Raw genomic sequence first — 18,029 nt, forward strand, 5'->3', positions numbered from 1 at the left:
TGTGGGGCCCCGTCCTTTTTTTTAACCCCGCGGGGGGGGTGCCGTTGCCGCCGCCCCCCGCGGGGGGCGGGCCGGCCGGCGGGCCCCCCCCCGGCGGCCGGCACGACCATGCGCGTCCCGCTGGCCGCCCCGGATCCGACCTCGTCGGACTGCACGAAGAAGGCACCATGATCGCCCAGGGCCACCTTGCCGCAGACCTGGTCTTCGTCGACACGCTCGACCGTCTCGCCGATTCCGACAGCCACTTCACCCGGGCGAGCACGCTCCCGCCCCCCGGCTGGCACCGGTCGGAGAGCGAGGGCTGGATCCGGATCGCCAGGACCGGTGTCCGACTCCCGGACCAGGGCTGGAAGATTCACATCTCGGCGACCGCCAACTCGGCCGACCGGGCGATCAGCACCACCTGGGACTACTGCACCGGCCAGGGCCTCAGCTTCAAGTTCCTGCGCAGCCTCGCGATCCTGCGCCACATCAACAGCAAACAGGCACCACGGACGGCGAGCGGCAAGCTCATCACCGTCTACCCCGCCGACGACCCGGCACTCGAACGGGCCCTGACCGACCTGTCCGCACTCCTGCACGACATCGAAGGGCCCTACATCCTCAGCGACCTGCGGTGGGGCGACGGCCCGCTGTATGTCCGCTACGGCGGCTTCCGGCCCGCGTACTGCTTCGACGCCGACGGCGAGCACGTCCTGGCCGTGCGCCGCGACGACGGCCTCCTCGTCCCGGACCACCGAGGCCCCGGCTTCCGGCCGCCGGCCTGGGCACCGGCGCCCCCGGTCCTGGCAAATCTCGTCCATGACCGCGGCGGCCGCAGGACCGTCACGTTCCCGTTCCGGATCGAGAAAGCCCTGCACTTCTCCAACGGTGGCGGGGTCTACCGGGCCGTCGAACGCGACACCGGCCGGCGCGTGATCCTCAAGGAGGCCAGGCCCCACGCCGGAATCGACAACCACGACCGGGATGCTGTCACCCGGCTGGCTCACGAACACCGCATCCTCGACCGCCTCGCGCACCTGGCCTGCGTACCCCGGGTCCACTCTCGCGTCCGCCATTGGGAACACCACTACCTCGTCCAGGAGTTCATCGACGGCAAGAGCCTCCTGGAGGCGGTCGGCCGACGGCACCCGCTCCTCGGCGACACCGCCGCTGCGGGCGATCGCGCCGACCTCGCCACCTACACCCGGTGGGCGACCGGCATCCTCGCCAGGATCGAGGCCGCGCTGGCGGACCTTCACCGCAGCGGCATCGTCTTCGGCGACCTCCAACCGTCCAACGTGATCGTGCGGCCCGACGACACCGTCTGCCTGATCGACTTCGAGACCTCTGTCGACGCCGACAACCCGACCGCCCCCGTCCTCGGCACGCCCGGATTCATCGCGCCCTGGGCCCGCACCGGCGCAGCCGTCGACACCTATGCCCTCGCCAGCCTCGGCTTGGCCCTCTTCTGCCCGCTGACACCCCTGCTGCCCCTCGACGACCGCAAACCCGAACAACTCATCCGCTGGGCCGAGCAGTGCTTCCCTCTGCCGGCCGGCACCGGGGACCGCCTGCGCGCCGCCCTCACTCCTCCCACCATCTCCAGCAAGACCCAGGACACCGACAACTGGCCACTCGACCCCTCCACCGACAGCACGGCGGCGCTCGACTCCCTGCGTGACGCGATCCTGCGCAGCGCCACCCCGGACCGGGACGACCGGCTCTTCCCCGGGGACGTGCGACAGTTCGACCGCCAAGGCGCATCCCTCGCCTTCGGCGCGGCCGGCGTGCTGCACGCCCTGCACGTCACCGGCCGCTCCGACTACCCCGCCTTCGGACAGCACGTCGACTGGCTGGTGGCCGCCGACCAAGCCGCACGCTCGCTACGGCCCGGCCTCTTCGACGGACTCGCCGGCATCGCCTGCGTCCTCGATGAACTCCAGCGCCCCGACGCCGCAGAGGCGACCCTCGATCGGCTAACCGGCTTCGACCTCCGAGGCTGCGGCATCGGCCTGTTCGGCGGCCTCGCCGGGATCGCCCTGGCACACCTGCACTTCCACCAGACCGAGCGCGCGGCCGAGATCGGCGAACGCCTCACGCGGGCCCTCACGGCTGACACCGGCCCGGGCGCCGACCGCGTCGGGCTCATGCACGGGTGGTCCGGCCCGGCTCTGCTCTTCACCCGGCTGTATAGCGTGACAGGCGACCTGGCGCACCTCGACCGCGCACACGCAGCCCTCGCCCGAGATCTCGCGCACTGCGAAGAGCTGCCCGGCGGGCGCGTCCGCGTCAGGGACGGACAGCGCCGCCTCGCCACTCTCGGCCGCGGCAGTGCCGGCATCGGCATCACCATCCACGAATACCTCCGGCACCGCGACGACCACCCCTACGCGCAGCTGCGGGACCATATTCGCGACAGCCTCGACTCCGAACTCCTCCTGTCCGCCGGCCTGCTCGACGGCCACGCCGGCCTGCTCTACAGCCTCACCCACCTCAGCGGCTCACCCGAAGCCATGGCAACCCAGCTACGCGGCCTCGTGCTACACGCCGTCCGCCACCAAGGAGACCGGGCCTTCGCCGGAGACGGGCAACTCCGCCTCTCCATGGACCTCGCCACCGGCACCGCCGGCGTCCTCTTGGCAGCCCACACCGCACTGAACGGCGTCCCGCAAGGTGACCGCGATTCCACGCTGCCGTACCCGCTACTCCCAGGACCGGCCCCACTACGGTCCCGCGCCCTTTCGTAGCCAATCGCACCGATGAACTTAGTCGAAACGCCGCAGCGGCAAGAGAACCGCGAGGCCGTCGAGTAGGTCCGGCTGGGCGCCATGCCTTCCTCCGGGAAGCGCTGCCGCGCCGACCAGACCCACGGGCGCCGCACGAGCCAGTTGACATCTACCAGTCCGGGATCGGAACGGACCTCAGGAGACCGGTCACGTCGTGAACGCCAGCTGGCAACGACTGCCCTTCGCCCCACCAAGAGTGGATCTCCTGCCAGTTGAGCTTTGCCGAGGAAACGCCGCGGTCCAGAGCTCGGAGGCACTCGTTCGTGAGAATCACCGCCGTCCAGACGAAGTTATCCGCGCGCAGGGGCCGGTAAGCTTCGTCGATCCGAGCGAACATCACCAGCACGTACAGGTCGTTCGCGGGCACCACGCCGTCGCGCACCAGCTCGAAGGGCACCGCATCCAACGGGCCGTGGCTTGGCGCATCGGGTGCGAAGCGGGCCTTGACCTGTATCCGGGCCAGTCCCGCGTATCGGTTCTGAGGCGGGCCCTCCGATCCGACACCGAACGCCCCGCCTGACGCCACATCCCATGCCCACCGCTCACCCTGGCGCTGCCGCCCAAACGCCTCCAGCGCCGGCACCCGCTCCACCAAAGACTGCCAGGGCACCGCAAGGTCGACAGCCAACGAGTTCCTGCGACCGTTCCCCGTCACCGGCATGGAGCCGAGCGCCGGACCAAACTCGCCAGAGCCATCAAGACCAGTGCGGACGCCTCGTGCCCTCTCGTAGGCCGACCGCACCGATGAACTCGGCCAAAGCGCCGCAGCAGCGAGAGACTCTGCGAGGCCACCGATCGGGTCGCTGCGGTTGGTCGCCAAGCCCGCCTCCAGGAAGCGGTCCCGTGCCGACCAGAAGCCAAGCAGGACGTCGCCCAGTACGGGAGCGTCGCCGCTCGAAGCGTTCACGTCCAAGACTGACCTCACTCCTTCTCGACGGTAGAGCCGGATAGGCTGGGGAGCAGAAAACCGACAGCTTCAATCTCGACACATGGCTTGCCTAGTGAACGCTCGGGAGGTGCCACAGCCCGTCGGCGTAGCTGGTGTTGCGGCGCCGCCCGAGCAGTACCGTGCCGGCGTCGGCCAGGACGAGGTGGACGCCGACGACCAGCGTGAGCGGATCCGTCTTCGGCTGGTGAGGCTTCGAGCCGGCCGGGTGGCCGTTGTCGTCGAGCCGGGTCATGAGGTCCTCCCGGTGGGCTGGTCGGCCGCCGCGGCGAGCAGCGGCAGGTAATGCTGCATGTAGGGCGGGACGTTGAGTGCGAGGACCTCGTCCAGAGGGACCATGCGCACGCCCTGGCCCTCGTCGCCGAGCCGCAGCTCGCTGTCGGGGCCGTCCCAGACGGCGTGCAGGACGCGGGTGAGCGGGAGGCCGAGGTCGTGATGTGGGTCGGGGAGGCTCCGGAGCCCGGTGATCTCGATGCCGGCCTCCTCGCGGACCTCGCGCACCGCGCTCTCCCGGGGGCTCTCGTCGGCCTCGCGCCAGCCGCCGATCGGAGTCCAGCAGCCGGGCCAGGGCATGCCCGGCCTGCCTTCGCGCAGGTGCATCAGCAGTCGACCCGCGGGGTCGGTTACGAAGACCAGGACGCCCTCGAAGTCGTCGTCGGCCGGTGTAGGGCGCTCCAGGTAGAGCGGGACACCGCAGCGGTGGGCGCGCAGCACCTGCCGGAGCCGCTGGTAGCGGGCGGGGGTCATCCGGGAGCGCCAGTTGTGGGGCGTCTCGAACCGGAACTCGGTGTGCTCAGGATCGAGCCGGATCCGGGCCTGCTGCTCTGCGGTCAGTGTGCCGCCGTCGAATACGTAGCCGGCGACCGGGATCGGGTAGTCGGCGTCGGCCTGCGTGTGGATCACGGCGACCAGGCGCCGCCGGAGCACCTGCGGGTTCTCCGCGGCTAGGTCCAGGCCCAGCTCCTCCCGGGCCTCGCGCAGTGCGGCGTCAAAGGGGCTCTCGCCGTGCTCGACGTTGCCGCCGGGCATGTTCCACACGCTCGGGTCGATGGTCGAGCGCATCCCGAGGACGCGGCCGGCAGGGTCGGTGACGAGGAGACAGCCGTAGGTGGTGGGGCGGGCGATGGTGGTGATGTAGCCGCCGACGGGCCGCCAGCCGGGGTTCGCGAGGCGGCCGGTGAGCCACGTGATGACCTCGCGCTGTCCGTCGCCGGTGTGTGGCAGCTCGTCGGGGCTCGCCCACTGGTAGGCGTCGTGCTCTGCTGAAAGGGTCACGGCGGTGCCCTCCGGGACGACGGCGGTGAACACGAACTGCCGGACCCGGCGGCCGTTCTGGTTGGTGAAGTCCAGGTGCCGCGCGTACTCCAGCCGATGGCCGGTGAGCCCGGTCTCCTCGACCAGCTCACGCGCCGCGCCCGCCGGCACGTGCTCGTCACCTTCCTGGGCGCCGCCCGGGTACTCCCACAGGCCGGGCAGGACATCGTGCGCGGCCCGCCGGATCATCAGGACCCGGCCGGAGGCGTCGCGGACCACAACACCGACGCCGATCCGTTCGATGCCTTCCTGGAAGGCCAGGTCGGTGAGCACGTTGAAGTCGATCACTGGGAGGACCCCTCGATCTCTCGGGCGGGAATGACCCGCGGGTCGGTTCGGGCCTTCGCCGCGCACCTGCCACGAGCAGTCGGCCGGCGGGCGCGCGGGAGTGCTGAACCAGGGTGTTGTTCGAAGCCCAAGTGGGCTGGTAAAAGGCCGAGTTCAGGGATATGTCGCAGAGTGGGTGGTGTCTGATGATGGTGCTGTTCGAATGCGGCGTTCAAGTGGATTGGCTCCGGGCGAGCCCGGGTCGAACGGGGACTTTTCGAGCACCCCCCGAGCCTGGGAGAGGGCGTCCTCCAGTCGTTCGCGGATGGCTTCTGGGAGGCAGGCGGAGCCCAGCGTGCAAGCGGCGAGCGAGCGTTCGAGCACGGCTGCGCGGCCGGGTCCGAGGCCGTCGCGGACGTCCTGATGGGCGAGGAGGTCGCGCAGTGCGTAGCCGTCGCCCGATTCACCCGTTCGGCTGGACAGCTGCTCGATCAGGTTTCGGGCGGCGGGCGCTTCTGGGTCGGCGGCGTCGAGCGCGCTCAGGGCGAGACGGGTGGTGAACACGGCCAGGCCCTCGTCCGGTTCGAAGGCGAGGCAGTGGCCGATGGCGGCCTCAGCGATGCGCGCGTCGCCGGGGCGGCACAGCGCGGTGAGCACCGCGGTGACGGCGTCCTCCCAGGGGTTGCCCGGCTCGGTGACGGCCAGCAGGGCGAGAGCACCAGGGAGGTCACCGGTGGTGGCGCGGGCGAGGACGGCGGTATGGCGGCCGTCGAGCATGTGCAGCCCGACGCCCCGATGCTCCTCAAGGTGGCGGACGGCATCGCTCCAGCGGCCGGCGGAAGTGAGGGCGCGGGTGCCGTCGGCGAGCACGACGCGCCACAGCCACGCCCGGACCTCGGCGCGCTGCTCGGCGGTCTCGGTGAGCTGGGCGGGCACGGTGATGCCATCGAGTGCCGTCTCGATGGCGCCGGTGATGGCCTCGTAGAGGTCGAGCAGGAGCTGGTGGCCCTGTTGGTGGCGGCCCGCGCGGATGTGGAGACGGGCGAGGTTGACGAGTGGCTCCAGGCCGCGGATGGCGCTCATCGCGGGGAGCGGGCCGCGGGTGAGGTAGAGCGTGGCGTGGCGGTGGCACAGGTCGCGGGCGTAGTCGGGCAGGCCGACGTCGGAGGCGAGGAGAGCAGCCTGGTTGAAGACGGTAGATGCCAGGCCAGGGTTGGTCTGCCGCGCGGCCGTGTCGGCCAGCTCCTGAAGCTGGCCGACACGGGCGTCGAGGGGCAGGCACGCGGGCCGGATCCGGGCGACCAGCGGGAAGCGCTGGGCTATGGGTCCGGTCGGGTGCACGTGGCTACTCCCAGATGACGGTGATTGGGTGGTGGGGGCGGTCCAGGACGAAGCGGCCGGCGGACGGGTCGGCGGGGGCGCCGGGGGTGTCCGGGAGCTCGAAGCGGAGAGGGCGGTCGCGGAAGGCGGTGTTCCAGGTGCGGAGTTGCTCGGAGACGAGGTCGGCGAGGGCGGCGCCGGCGGGGCCGTGGCCGACGACGCCGGTCTCATACACCTTGCGGCCGTCGCTGCCGGGCTCGCCGACGCGCAGGGTGAGGTAGGCGAGGGAGTCGTCCTGGATGGTGGCCATGGCGCCCCAGGGGAGCATGGGGGTGACGCCGCGATCCTGGGCGGTCTTGGCCACGCTCATCCGCATGATCGAGTTGGGCAGGGTGAGGGCCAGCCACAGGTCGTGGTACTCGTAGGTGGTGCCAGCCGGGATGGTCACGCCGGTCCAGCGCTCGTGGCGCTCGGTGGTGAGGACCCCGAGCAGCGCGGAGGCGACGACCGCGTCGGTCTGGTCCTTGTGGACTTGGAGGGTGACGTCGCCCGGCTCGTGAGGGCCACGGTGCGCCGCTCGTCGTCCATGCTGCCGCGCAGCGGCATGAAGACGGCGAGCCGGTCGTCGACCGATGCCCAGGCGTCGCCGTCGCGCTCGAAGGCGATGACGCGGGAGGCGGCGCCGCGCAGCCGCAGCGGCAGGAGGATCCGGCCGCCCGGCTTGACCTGCTGGAGCCAGGCGGTTGGCATCTCGCTGGTGCTCACGGTGGCGATCACCCGGTCGTATGGCACGCCGTCGGGGTGGCCGAGGGCGCCGTCGCCGAGGATGACGTCCACGTTGGTGATCCCGGCGTCCGAGAGGTGCTTGCGGGCACCGTCGACGAGGTCGTCGTCCACGTCCACCGCGACCACGTGCCCGTCCGGGCCAACGATGGTGGCCATGTAGGCCGCGTTGACGCCGGTCCCGGCACCGGCCTCGAAGATCCGCTCACCGGGCTGGGCGGCGAGCTGCTCCAGCATTATGGCGACGATCGTGGGCTGGGAGGCCGCGCTGATCTGCGTGCCGGATCCGTCGGTTTTGGTGTAGGTCGGGTTGTCGGCGTAGGCGACATCGAGCGGGAAGCTGGGCAGGAAGTGCTTGCGCGGGACGGCGCGGAAGGCGGCCTCGACCGGGGCGCTGGTGATGTGCTTTCCGGTCAGCAGGCGCTCGGTGAGGGCGTCGCGCAGCTGGTCAGCAGCCGGAGTGTCGGCACTGTCGCTGAGAGTCACGGTGGCGACCCTAGTGGTTGTGCGGATGGTTGGCGCGAGGGCGCGGGGTCCTCGCCGGAGTGGAAGACTGCGGCCACCGCCCTTGCGGCGGTGACGGATTGGTGATCGACGGGCACGCCGGTGCGGTTGGCGTGGAAGAACACGTGGTGGGCGAGGACGGCGCGCAGTCCGCGGGTGAGCCGGCCGTCGGGCACCAGGCCGACGAGGTCCTGCCCGGCCCTCTCATGGGGTCGTGGTCCTTTCGGCCTACCTCACGGCTTCTCGCAGGCTACCTGCCTGCTGTTCGGTCGCCGGACCCGCCCGCGCACGATCATCGGTACCCGGATCAACGATCTCGGGACCCCGCAGTGGGGCGAGGCGGGCGGTAAGCGGAGGACCGTCGGTGGTCAGCTTGAGGGGACCTTGGGGGCGTACCGCAGGAGGACGACGTCGCCGATCGTCCGGGCTTCGAGGAGTGCCATCCGTCGGCTGCTGCCACCAGGGTAATTCGCGGGGTTGAGGAAGCGGGGAGCGTCGGTGTCGCCGACGAGCAGCGGGGCGATGGCGAGGTGGATCTCGTCGGCCAGCCCCTGCGAGAGGAACTGGGTGTGGATCTGCCCGCCACCCTCGACCATGAGGCGCTGAACCCCACGGGTGGCGAGGTCGTCGAGCAGTGCACCGAAGTCGACGGTGGGGCCGGTGCTCACGACGTCGGCGAGGCCGTCGAGCGTTTCCCGGAGCTTCGGTGCGGCGGCGTCGGTGGTGTAGACGACCTTCTTGTCGCCGAAGTGCCAGAACTTGAGGTCCCGGCTGAGGTCGCCGCCGGCGGAGATGGTGACCTTGAGGGGGTACTCCGGCTTGCCGGCTGCGATCCGGTCGGCGCGGCGCTTGTCGCTGTTGACCAGGAGACGGGGATTGTCGCTGCGCAGGGTGTTGCCGCCGATGAGGATGGCGTCGGATTCGGCGCGAACCTGGTCGACGCGGTCGAAGTCCTCGGCGTTCGACAGCAGGAGACGTTCGGGCGAGGTGTCGTCGATGTGACCGTCGACGGAGGTCGCGACGCTGAGCAGGACGAAGGGGCGGGTGGCCATCGGCGGTCCGTTCTCTCGGTGGTACGGGCTCTTCGGTGAGCACACTTCATACAGGAGCGGGCTGTTGAGGGCCTGCCGGAACTGGTCCACCTCGGGAACGCCTGGCATCGTTGCAGTAGTCGCGCAACTGCTGACTTCGACAGACCCGTGCCCACCCATGCACTCCGGAAGAAGCGATGAACGGACCGGCAGAACAGCCCTACGTGCCAACGGCTTTCCCGATCTCCATCAAGGGCGTGGTGCTCGACCCGCAGGGACGAGCGCTGCTGCTGAAGAACGAGCGCCAGGAGTGGGAACTGCCCGGAGGAAAGCTGGAGGGCACCGAGACCCCGGAGGAGCGGGTGGTCGCGGAGATCCAGGAGGAGAGCGGCTGGACGGCGGCTGCCGGCCCGCTGCTGGACGTGTGGATGTACGAGCCGATTCCCGGCCGTCGGGTCTTCATCGTCACCTACGGCTGCACGGTCATCGACGCGCACAAGGCTCCGGTCGTCAGCCACGAGCACAAGGAGGCCGGCCTCTTCCACCGCGACGAGGTGCCCGGCCTGGTCATGCCACAGGGCTACAAGGACTCCGTCGCCCGCTGGTACGAACTGTGGGACCGGGTCTGACCGGTGGCCGGGACCGGCCCACACATAGCACCCTCCCAGAATCTCGTTGCACCACCGGTACACCACTGCTGGAATGAGCCCATGTTCGGGCGGACGGTGTGGGAGCGGAATCTTCATCAGGCGGGTCACGCGGCCGGGCTGGCGGTGACCGCCGAGCACATCGTCGTCCACGAGCGGTGGACTCGTCTGGTTGGTCTCGATCCCCTTGACGGCGCACAACGCTGGGATATTCCGGTGGGCACCTGGCCGCGCGCGATCGTCATCGTCGGCGAACGCTGCCTGGTGATCCCGCAGAACCTCCCGCGACTGTCCTGCCTGGACGTGCGCACCGGGGAAGTGCTGTGGAGCGCGCAGCTGGCCGAGTTCACCGGACATCTGGTGGCGACGCGCGACACCGTCCTGGTCGGCGGCTGGCGCGGCTACACCCCGCTCACCGCGTTCGACCTGGAGACCGGAACGCTGCTGTGGCGCAGTCCCGAGTGTGTCGAGATCGCGGTCCCGGTGGTGATGGAAGCCGGCGTATTGGTCGGTGAGCCGCACGGCGACGAGATCCGCTTGATCGATCCGCGTGATGGACGGATCAAGTCGCAGTGGTCGCTTCCCGAGCCGCTGGCCTCGGGTGACGCGCAGCCGGTCCTTACGCCGCTGGATTGCGATCGGGTCCTTGCGCGTTGCGGGTCGCAGACCCTGCTCGACATCTCGCTCTCCACCGGAGCTGCCGCAGTCTTCTTGCGATCCGACTTGTGCGATCTGGCAGCGCGGGCGGTGCACCGGACCGGCTCGATCCTCTGGGTGCCCGAGGCGCGCCGCACGGTCATGACCCTCGACGCACACGACGGAAGGCCGCTGCGGCGATTCGCCGGAGCGGACGTCGATCAGGCCGTCCAGACCGACTCGGGGTTTGTGGTCGCGGATTTCACCGGAAGGCTGGCCCTGGTCGATCCGGACCCGGAGGCACCGACGTACTCGACGCACTCCAGGCGCATCACCCAGAGGATCAGGGCCCTTCGTGCCCACGGTTCCACCACGGTACTGGTCTTGACCAAGGGCACGTTGCGCGTCGTCGACGTCGATACGACAGCCGGTCCATGACCGACGGCGCCGGGCCGTTCGGGCAGCTCCGGCCGTCCGACGTGATCGGCGATCCGATGGCCCCGGGCGACGCCGGTGCACTTGCCGCCCCCCTTCGGTCACCCAAGCCCACCTGATTCCCTCCAGATATAGATAGGGCGAAGACCTACATGACGCCCTTTCAGGGGCCAGGGCAGCCTGCGCCGCCTGGCGGAGCCAGCTGGGCGCTGATCTTCGATGGATTGTCCATCGCGGGGTGGCTTGGTGCCGAAGGCGTTCTGGGGACCGGGGCCTTCGGGGCGGCGGAGGAGATGATCACCGCGCAGAAAATGGTGATCGCTGCTGCGGCGATGACGATGCGAAGCGTCGGCATCACCGCCCCCAGTTCCACGGAGGACGGTGTGCGCCGCGCAGGCAGGCGATCTGGTGGTCGGCCTGCTGGCGGGTGCGGGAGTCGAGGTGGGCGCGGCGGACAGTGCTCATGACCTCGGCGAGCACGATGACGTCGCGCACGACCTGGTAGTCCGGCCAGGCGCCGATGTGGCCGTGCAGTGCGCGGGTTTCGGCGTTGGCGTGGGCGGTGTAGGCCGCGGTGTAGCCGACGTTGTCGTTGAGGTGGCCGAGGAGGAGGTCGGAGCGCCAGCGGGCGGCGATGAGGTCCCACTCCAGGTGCCCGTGGAGGAGAGGGTGCTGGAGAAGGAGCCTCGGGGCGGCTCGGGTGCCGTGGCAGCGTGGTGCGTGGCGGGTGCCGAGGATGGGGGTGAGTGGGGTCGGCCAGTCGATGTCCACCCACTCCTCGCGTAGTTGGTCGGTGTGGTCGTGGAGGAAGCGCTTGGCGGGGTCGGCGAGGGGCGTGTCGTCGAGGCCGTCGAGGAGGCCGTTGAACGGGTCGTGCTGGTCTTCCGCGAGCCATGGTGCCGTCGTCGTGTCGATTCGGTGGATGCCGGCGGTTACCCGTGCGCTGGCGGCGGGGTCGTGCCGTTGTGGGCCGGGAGGGCGCCAGAAGGTGACGGCGTGGCCGCCAGCGGTCAGGACGTCGGTGTAGTGCGGGGCGACGACGGGCACTTGGTGGTGCTCCAGCAGCTTCGCACTCTTGACCAGGGCCCAGGCCTCGTCGGTGTCTCGGTGGAGGATGGCGAGCGCGTTCGAGTGGGGGAGTTCCCAGGCGTGGGCCGGGTGCTCGCTGACCAGTTCGGCCTGCTCCGGGTTGTCGGCGGTGGTGACGCAGACCTGGGTGAGGGCCGAGTACGAGGCCGTGATCGCCTGTCTGCGGGCCGTGCTGGTGGTTTTGAGAAGCATTCTGGTGCGCGGGCCAGCGCTCATGGGCAGGTACCTCGGGTACGAAGTTGGTGGATAAGGGTGTCCGATCGAGGCCACCCGTCCGACGCGGTGGTTGTGGCCCGGCCCGGCGGCGGCACGGAAGCGGTGCGACTGCCGGCCTGGCGCCCCGGACGGGACTCCAGGTGCGGGCGGGCCCGTTACGGTGCCGTCTATGCGGCGGAGTGCTTCGTCGGCCAGGCCGCATCGGCCCGACCGGGCGCCTGCGGGCGAGCAGCCGTCGCTTCGGCGCGCGCTGCGGGCACCGCTTGGCATCGACTGGGATCCGGCTGCACTTCCGCTTGCGCGGTGGCCTGGCCGGTGGCTGACGGGATCGTAACGTCGAGTTCGAACCACACGGACCAGCCGACGACCTCACCGAGGTCGTTCGTGCGCTGGCCCCAGCCGGCGTCGTCGGCGTAGCCGCAGATGACGGCGAGCCCCCTTCCGCCGGTTGCTTCCAGGTCGCCCACGCGTCCCTCCATCAGCGGAACAGCGAGGCCGCCGTCCGTAACCGTGATGCGGAGTCGCTGTCGTGCCGAGTCGATGCCAACCTCGATCAGCAACTCGCTTGCACGGCAGTCTCCTTGGCCACCGCCGTGCTTGATGCCGTTGTCGATGGCCTCCGACGAACACAGGCGAAGCGCGTATCGTCGGCCTTCGTCGAGACCGACGTGAGCCAGGGTGGAGACGTGGCACAGCAGCCTGTTGCGGGCGTGAGCGACGCAGGCCGCCTGGAGCGGGGTCGTGAAGTGCAAGACGCGGTGCATGAAAGATCCTCCGGGCTCATCACGAGGGCAGTTGGTCCCGGGCCGGTGGCAGTGGAGGCAAGCCACGGTCATCGCCTGTCCACAGAGGATTCGTCCGACAGCGGCGCCCATGCAATCGGAAGGAGTTGCGGTTCTGCGTCGCACTTACTGCTTCGGGTCTCGGGAACAGGCAGAAACCCGAATCCATTACTGTTTTTGAGTGAGCATCAATTGGGACAGCAACTAAGCTGACTGACAGTCAAGTGTGATTACAGGGGAGATGAGGCGCCGGTGCACAAGCCGTCCTGCGCAGCGCGCGTCAGAGCAACCGCCGCGGCGAACGGCTGGACGATCACATCGACCGTGACCGCGATCGTCGAGTGCTGTGGCGTGAGTCGGCTTCGTGGACACCGCCTGGCCAGGGGGTGGACGCTTCAGCGGACAGTCGACGAACTGATCAAGATGTGCGACGAGTTGAAGCTCCCCCGATCGAATGTGGATCCGGACCAGCTCGGGGCGTGGGAGAAATCCCGAACCCCGCGGGCACAGACCATCGACCTGCTGTGTCGCCTCTACGAGACGGACGCGCAGGGACTGGGAATGTCCGGCAGCTACCAGCCTGAAGTCCTTCGCGTGGCTGTAGCTCTCCCTTCGATTCCGGCGGTCTCTGGCGCCCTCCAGGCGTCTCGTCAACCGGATCCGGGCGCCGGGCCTGGTCTGGGTGCTCCGTCGGATGACCTCGTCGACTCGTATCGCCGCGCAGTCGAAAGCACCCTTGCACGAACAACAGCCACTGCAGGGCAACTGGAGGTGTTCGACGAACGGATCAGAGATCTCCGCCGGGCCTACGTGGTCGCGCCTCCGGCCGAGATGCTGGTGCAACTGCTGCGGAATCTCGAGGCGGTTCGTCTCTTCGCCGATGAACGACAGCCCGCCGCCGTGCAGGTCCGTCTATCGGAGATGATCGCCGTGCTCTCCACCCTGATCGCAGACGCCCTGATGAAGCTGGGGCGCCTGGACCAGGCGCAGATGTGGTACGGGACCGCACGATCGGCCGCCGACGACACCGGAAACGGCGAGCTGCGGGCGCGGGTTCGGGTTCAGGCTGCGATGCTTCCGTATTACTACGGGCCGTTGGACCGAGCCGCCGGTCTCACCCGCGAGGCCCGCCTCCTCAACCGCGGACGCCCCACCGTCACCGGGGCCTTCGCCGCCGCTGCCGAGGCTCGTGTCCGGGCTCGCCAAGGCGACCACGACGGCGCCCGCGCTGCCATCAAGCTGGCCCACGACTTGTTCGACCGCTGCGGGCAGACGACCGCCGAAAACGACGCATGGGCGTTCCCGCTGCGCCGCTTCCTGCTGTACCTGTCGGGGGCGTATACCTTCCTTGGAAGCACCTCAGACGCCCAACGTGCCCAGAACGAGGCTCTCCTGCTGTATCCCGACCACACTGGCATCGACCCGGCTCTCCTGCACCTGGAGCAGGCCATGTGCCTGATCCACGAGCACAGCGTGATCGAAGCCTGCGAGCTCGCGTCCCGCACCTACTGCACGGTGCCCGAGGCGCACCGTACCGAGATCCTCGGCGTTCGAGCTCTGGAAATCATCAAGATACTGCCGGAACAGGTGCGGACCGCGCGCGCGGTGCGGGAACTCGGCGAGGTCCTGGCCCTGCCCGCCGGCGCGACGTGACACGGAGGGCCGTCACCCGCCAGCCTTACGGTATGGGTGTTCCAGTCCGGATCGGCGGGTTCGCCGAGTCCGAGGTGTCCAGGGTCCTCGACGAAGCCTGCCGTCAGGTCGGGCTCTCCTCTGCCGGCGCCGTCATGTTGCGCGGCCACACCAACGCCGTCTATCTCCTGAAGTCTGCCGGAGTCGTCGCCAAGATCGCGCGGGCGGGCACGGCTCTGGACGGAGTCAGGCGCACCGTGCGGCTGGTGCAGTGGCTCGTCAGCCAGGACTTTCCTACCGTCGAACTGCTGCCCACGGAGCAACCTGTGCTGGTCGGCGGTCACGCGGTGACGTTCTGGCAGTACCTTCCCCAGCCCAGCCAGCCGGTTCCGGCAGCTCAGCTTGCGGCCCCACTTCGCCTCCTGCATGAGCTCCCACCTCCACCCTTTGAAGTCCCACCCCTCGATACGGCGGGAGCGATCAGGCGATCGATCGCGGCAATCACCACCCTGTCGCCGGAGGACACTGCCTACCTCCAGCGCCGTCTGTCCAACCTTGAAGCGGCTCTTGCCAGGGTGAGTTACGTCCTGCAGCCCGGTCTGCTTCAGGGGGATCCGCAGCATCGGAACGCTCTCCACCACCGTGGTGCGGCAGTTCTGTGCGACTGGGATACCGCTTGCTTCGGAGCGCCTGAGCTCGATCTCGTCACCGTGGAGATCCATTGTCGGCGCTTCGGCCACGGGCGCGCGCACTACCAGGAGTTCGCCGATCGGTACGGATTCGACGTCACGTCGTGGAGCGGCTACCAGGGGCTCCGTGACCTCCGCGAGCTCCGGATGATCACCACTAACGCCAAGCGCGCCTCACCCGGGAGCACAACACTCCAGGAGGTGCGACGCCGGATTGAAGGACTCCGAAGCGGCCATGACCAGCTTCAGTGGGAAATCCTCTGAGCCCAGGGTTGGTCACCTGCGCTGAGGCTGGACAGCTGTCGCTCTCACTCGCGAGGCCGGCGAGCTGGCCCCACTGCGGGTCCGTGTCGATGCCTTGCACGGACCCGTCACCCAATTGAGTGCAGATAGCCGCTCCTGTGTCGAGGCCAGGCCGCGGGTAGGTATCCTCCGGCAGGATCTCGGTACGAACTTCGGAGCCTCTTCGGCTGATTCGGCATTGTCGGTTGCGCTGACGGCCCGTGGCGGCGTCGCGCCGTCAAGACCTTGATGTCGGCTACGTCGATCTGATGAACAGGTTCGTTGAGCATGGCGGTTTATCCACAGGACATTCGACTTTCGGCGCATGCCTCTGCGAGGTGTGTTCTCCTGCCACCCAACACCACTCACTTGAAGGGCTCGCAGTCGTGAATCAACACCCCAGCGGCACACAGGACATCGAGCAGATCGCCGCTGCGACCCTGCCGAGCGTGACGACGGCGGCGCACAGGATCGCCGACCTGGCCGTTCGGGATGACCGCTACGACCAGATGGCAGCCCTTGCTGCAGCCGCATACGCAACGCGGGCTACCGCCTACCTTCCCTTGCCTGACTACTTCCTTGAAGACAGTGACGGCGAGATCGCCTACCGCGACTTGGCGGACCGGCTGGAGGCCATCGCCAACGATCTCGACGACCTCGGCCGTCGTTCGACCGATCCTCGCGAGATTCGAGATCGCCACACAGCCGCGTTGCACAGCCGTGATGCGGCCATTGCACTTCGTAACGCCCTGCCGATCGAGGACGGGGCCGTCGGGTGACGGAGGACGCGACGTGGGGCGACTTCACGGTGCTGGCCGCGTCAAGGCTGGAGTACGCCCTCGCAGCCCTTGCCGAAGCCGAAACCCGGACCACTCCCGGCAGACATGCGGCACGCAGCGAAGCCCTGGCCGGCACGTGCCGTCTCCTCCACCGCTACACCGGCCGCTACGGCCCGCTCGCCCATGACCCGCTGGGTATCACCGAGGACGACGTGGCCCGACTGCACGGCAATCTCGATACCCTGGGATGGGTACTTTGGGGCGAGTCACGATACGCCCGCCACGAACCCGACGCGGTGTCCCTCCACCTCACCGAGGCCTACCGGCTTCTTGCCGTCGGCACCGACGTGCTGGCCAGTCACCACGGCCCTGATGGCCAACCCCGGAGCCCGTATGCGGCTTACCTGGACAGCACTGGGGCCGCCCGCCGCATCGTCGCCGAGACTGCCGAACTCGCCAGTACCGCTGGACGTGTGGCCGTCCGCATCGGCCAGCTGTGTCCGCCCGACTCTCGCGTGATTCGCAGCCATCTTGTGGCCCGCCAACTGGCGGAGCCGGCCTTCCGGATCGAACAGGCCGCGATCGGCATTCACCGTCAACTCAACACGCCCCGGCCGGCGTCGCCCGCCCCGGGGCTCACTCACCTCCCGGCCGCGGCTACTCCGCCCCCATCTGCAGTTCGACCGGGCGAGACGCGGCGAGAAGCGCTCTTGGCGGTCAGGGCCGGCATGGACTGGCTTGCAGCCCACACAGCACAGCAGGCAGCAGAGCGCCTGCCCGGTGTCACGGCTGTCGAATTGTCGGCCGCGGCCGACAGCACGGCCTTTGCCCATCTCCTCAGCGCCCGCTTGATCGAGGTCACCCGTGACCTCCTGACCGTGGATCCCGTCGGCCGCGACAGCCTCTTGTCGGCCGCTCAAAGCCTTCGAACGGCCACTTCGGCCTGGCAGCACGCGGCCGACAGCTGGCAGTCAAGGCTCCGCTGCGCGCCCGAGATCTCCACACCCCGGTACGCGCGTGAGGCAGAGTTCGCCTTCGTTCGGCTCGGCCGGACCCTTTTCTCCTCCGGCTGGACACCCCGCGACGGCGGTCAGCGCAAGACGAGGGACGCCCGGGAGATCATCACGTCGCCCGGCGACGCTGCACTGCTCCTCACGGCTGCACATGCGATTCCGGCCACCGGTCAGATCCTTGCCGAACACACCCCTTGGATCGCCACGACCATGGTCGAGCGCGGCGTCCTCCTGAGCTCCGACCTCGCTCACAACCCGCGTGGTGGTACGCCAGCCGAGTGCGAGGCCGACCCGTTCACCTTCTGCAGCGCCGGGAGGTACTTGGTCAGGACGTTGCCCGGCTTGAGCTGCTCGTAGTGCTTCACGAGGTCGAGCATGTCTCCCGTGCCCGAGCAGAAGCCGATGATGCCGCCCGTGTAGCCGCGGCCGTCCTTGATGTCCTCGATGTACGCGAACTGGGCCTTCCAGTTCAGCGAGGAGTTTTCGGCGCTGGAGACCAGCTGCTGGGCGATGTCCTTCAGGCGGGGGTCGTTCAGGCCGGCCGCCGCGCCCGGGGTGGCGCTCGCCCCGATCCCCAAGGGCTGGGGCTGGGTGGTGCGGTGCGGGCGGGCGCTGGCCGCGGTCGCGGTGACGGCGGTGATCAGTACGGCGGCCATGGCGACGTGCAGGCCCTTCGGCCGGGACGGGCGGGCGGGGGTGGACGGCATGCGTGCTCCGGGGTCCAGTGGAGAAGGGATGTGTTCGGTCAGGCCTCGGTGGCCGGTTCGGGGCGACCAGCGACGCAGGCCTCCCTGATCGGCTGTCGGGATCCACCCCGGTCGGTGCCCCGCCCAGCTGTACGGCGTGCATCCGTCGGTTGGTTCACCCGGTTGGTTCACCGCCCCGGGCGGTGAACC

The 18,029-nt window shown here is 69.3% G+C and carries 16 protein-coding genes and 1 pseudogene; 7 read left to right on the forward strand and 10 right to left on the reverse strand.

Features of this window, described 5'->3' with window-relative positions:
- The first annotated feature begins 167 nt into the window (after positions 1–167).
- Positions 168–2,729: a class III lanthionine synthetase LanKC gene (gene lanKC, locus ACFVSN_RS40345; RefSeq protein ID WP_387601741.1), complete on the forward strand. Its 2,562-nt coding sequence runs from the start codon at positions 168–170 to the stop codon at positions 2,727–2,729.
- 148 nt (positions 2,730–2,877) lie between these two features.
- Here the strand turns inward: lanKC and ACFVSN_RS40350 are convergent, their stop codons facing one another.
- The 7 genes from ACFVSN_RS40350 to ACFVSN_RS40380 all read right to left on the reverse strand — a co-directional run bounded on the left by ACFVSN_RS40350 (position 2,878) and on the right by ACFVSN_RS40380 (position 8,954).
- Positions 2,878–3,681 (reverse strand): hypothetical protein, encoded by an 804-nt coding sequence (locus ACFVSN_RS40350; RefSeq protein WP_387601744.1) that lies wholly within the window; start codon positions 3,679–3,681, stop codon positions 2,878–2,880.
- Between the two features lie 85 nt (positions 3,682–3,766).
- Entirely contained in the window at positions 3,767–3,949 is a 183-nt protein-coding gene (locus tag ACFVSN_RS40355) for a hypothetical protein (RefSeq protein WP_387601747.1), read from the reverse strand.
- Positions 3,946–5,316 (reverse strand): NUDIX domain-containing protein, encoded by a 1,371-nt coding sequence (locus tag ACFVSN_RS40360; RefSeq protein WP_387601749.1) that lies wholly within the window; start codon positions 5,314–5,316, stop codon positions 3,946–3,948. Before ACFVSN_RS40360 ends, ACFVSN_RS40355 begins: the two co-directional genes overlap by 4 nt.
- 153 nt (positions 5,317–5,469) lie before the next feature.
- A complete protein-coding gene (locus tag ACFVSN_RS40365; protein WP_387601752.1) occupies positions 5,470–6,636 on the reverse strand; it encodes a hypothetical protein in 1,167 nt (388 codons plus the stop codon).
- A gap of 4 nt (positions 6,637–6,640) precedes the next feature.
- A complete protein-coding gene (locus ACFVSN_RS40370) occupies positions 6,641–7,063 on the reverse strand; it encodes a hypothetical protein (protein ID WP_387601754.1) in 423 nt (140 codons plus the stop codon).
- On the reverse strand, positions 7,060–7,884 hold the full coding sequence (locus tag ACFVSN_RS40375) for a methyltransferase domain-containing protein (protein WP_387958395.1): 825 nt from the start codon (positions 7,882–7,884) through the stop codon (positions 7,060–7,062). Before ACFVSN_RS40375 ends, ACFVSN_RS40370 begins: the two co-directional genes overlap by 4 nt.
- A gap of 386 nt (positions 7,885–8,270) precedes the next feature.
- The gene (locus tag ACFVSN_RS40380; RefSeq protein ID WP_387601760.1) at positions 8,271–8,954 is read right to left on the reverse strand and encodes a RibD family protein; all 684 of its coding nucleotides are present in this window, start codon (positions 8,952–8,954) and stop codon (positions 8,271–8,273) included.
- A 203-nt stretch (positions 8,955–9,157) separates the two neighbouring features.
- On the opposite strand from ACFVSN_RS40380, the gene ACFVSN_RS40385 reads away from it, so the two are divergent.
- Both ACFVSN_RS40385 and ACFVSN_RS40390 read left to right on the forward strand, forming a co-directional pair.
- On the forward strand, positions 9,158–9,562 hold the full coding sequence (locus ACFVSN_RS40385) for an NUDIX domain-containing protein (protein WP_387958397.1): 405 nt from the start codon (positions 9,158–9,160) through the stop codon (positions 9,560–9,562).
- Between the two features lie 81 nt (positions 9,563–9,643).
- Positions 9,644–10,654 carry a PQQ-binding-like beta-propeller repeat protein gene (locus ACFVSN_RS40390; RefSeq protein WP_387601765.1) on the forward strand — a complete coding sequence of 337 codons (1,011 nt, stop codon included), beginning with the start codon at positions 9,644–9,646 and terminating at the stop codon, positions 10,652–10,654.
- Between the two features lie 351 nt (positions 10,655–11,005).
- Here the strand turns inward: ACFVSN_RS40390 and ACFVSN_RS40395 are convergent, their stop codons facing one another.
- Positions 11,006–11,956 (reverse strand): hypothetical protein, encoded by a 951-nt coding sequence (locus tag ACFVSN_RS40395; protein ID WP_387601768.1) that lies wholly within the window; start codon positions 11,954–11,956, stop codon positions 11,006–11,008.
- A gap of 167 nt (positions 11,957–12,123) precedes the next feature.
- Positions 12,124–12,720: an ATP-binding protein gene (locus ACFVSN_RS40400; RefSeq protein ID WP_387601771.1), complete on the reverse strand. Its 597-nt coding sequence runs from the start codon at positions 12,718–12,720 to the stop codon at positions 12,124–12,126.
- Positions 12,721–13,062: 342 nt separating this feature from the next.
- Here ACFVSN_RS40400 and ACFVSN_RS40405 point away from each other — a divergent pair, with 342 nt between their 5' ends.
- The 4 genes from ACFVSN_RS40405 (at position 13,063) to ACFVSN_RS40420 (ending at position 17,490) form a co-directional block, all read left to right on the forward strand.
- Positions 13,063–14,391 carry a hypothetical protein gene (locus ACFVSN_RS40405; RefSeq protein WP_387601774.1) on the forward strand — a complete coding sequence of 443 codons (1,329 nt, stop codon included), beginning with the start codon at positions 13,063–13,065 and terminating at the stop codon, positions 14,389–14,391.
- Positions 14,392–14,423: 32 nt separating this feature from the next.
- Positions 14,424–15,323 carry a phosphotransferase family protein gene (locus ACFVSN_RS40410; RefSeq protein WP_387601777.1) on the forward strand — a complete coding sequence of 300 codons (900 nt, stop codon included), beginning with the start codon at positions 14,424–14,426 and terminating at the stop codon, positions 15,321–15,323.
- 239 nt (positions 15,324–15,562) lie between these two features.
- The gene (locus ACFVSN_RS40415; RefSeq protein ID WP_387601780.1) at positions 15,563–16,120 is read left to right on the forward strand and encodes a hypothetical protein; all 558 of its coding nucleotides are present in this window, start codon (positions 15,563–15,565) and stop codon (positions 16,118–16,120) included.
- Positions 16,117–17,490 carry a hypothetical protein gene (locus ACFVSN_RS40420; RefSeq protein ID WP_387958399.1) on the forward strand — a complete coding sequence of 458 codons (1,374 nt, stop codon included), beginning with the start codon at positions 16,117–16,119 and terminating at the stop codon, positions 17,488–17,490. Before ACFVSN_RS40415 ends, ACFVSN_RS40420 begins: the two co-directional genes overlap by 4 nt.
- Here the strand turns inward: ACFVSN_RS40420 and ACFVSN_RS40425 are convergent.
- Positions 17,394–17,840: pseudogene (locus ACFVSN_RS40425) on the reverse strand (chitosanase); the annotation flags it as partial. The gene ACFVSN_RS40420 and the pseudogene ACFVSN_RS40425 overlap by 97 nt on opposite strands.
- Between the last annotated feature and the right edge of the window lie 189 nt (positions 17,841–18,029).

It is taken from the genome of Kitasatospora sp. NPDC057904, assembly GCF_042887925.1.
In the GTDB taxonomy this organism is placed as follows: domain Bacteria; phylum Actinomycetota; class Actinomycetes; order Streptomycetales; family Streptomycetaceae; genus Kitasatospora.

What these genes read in the sequence shown, in the direction of transcription:
- ACFVSN_RS40410 (WP_387601777.1), top strand. Translation starts at nt 14,424, where the DNA reads ATGGGTGTTCCAGTCCGGATCGGCGGGTTCGCCGAGTCCGAGGTGTCC.
- lanKC (WP_387601741.1), top strand. Translation starts at nt 168, where the DNA reads ATGATCGCCCAGGGCCACCTTGCCGCAGACCTGGTCTTCGTCGACACG.
- ACFVSN_RS40390 (WP_387601765.1), top strand. Translation starts at nt 9,644, where the DNA reads ATGTTCGGGCGGACGGTGTGGGAGCGGAATCTTCATCAGGCGGGTCAC.
- ACFVSN_RS40380 (WP_387601760.1), bottom strand. Translation starts at nt 8,954, where the DNA reads ATGGCCACCCGCCCCTTCGTCCTGCTCAGCGTCGCGACCTCCGTCGAC.
- ACFVSN_RS40400 (WP_387601771.1), bottom strand. Translation starts at nt 12,720, where the DNA reads ATGCACCGCGTCTTGCACTTCACGACCCCGCTCCAGGCGGCCTGCGTC.
- ACFVSN_RS40355 (WP_387601747.1), bottom strand. Translation starts at nt 3,949, where the DNA reads ATGACCCGGCTCGACGACAACGGCCACCCGGCCGGCTCGAAGCCTCAC.
- ACFVSN_RS40395 (WP_387601768.1), bottom strand. Translation starts at nt 11,956, where the DNA reads ATGAGCGCTGGCCCGCGCACCAGAATGCTTCTCAAAACCACCAGCACG.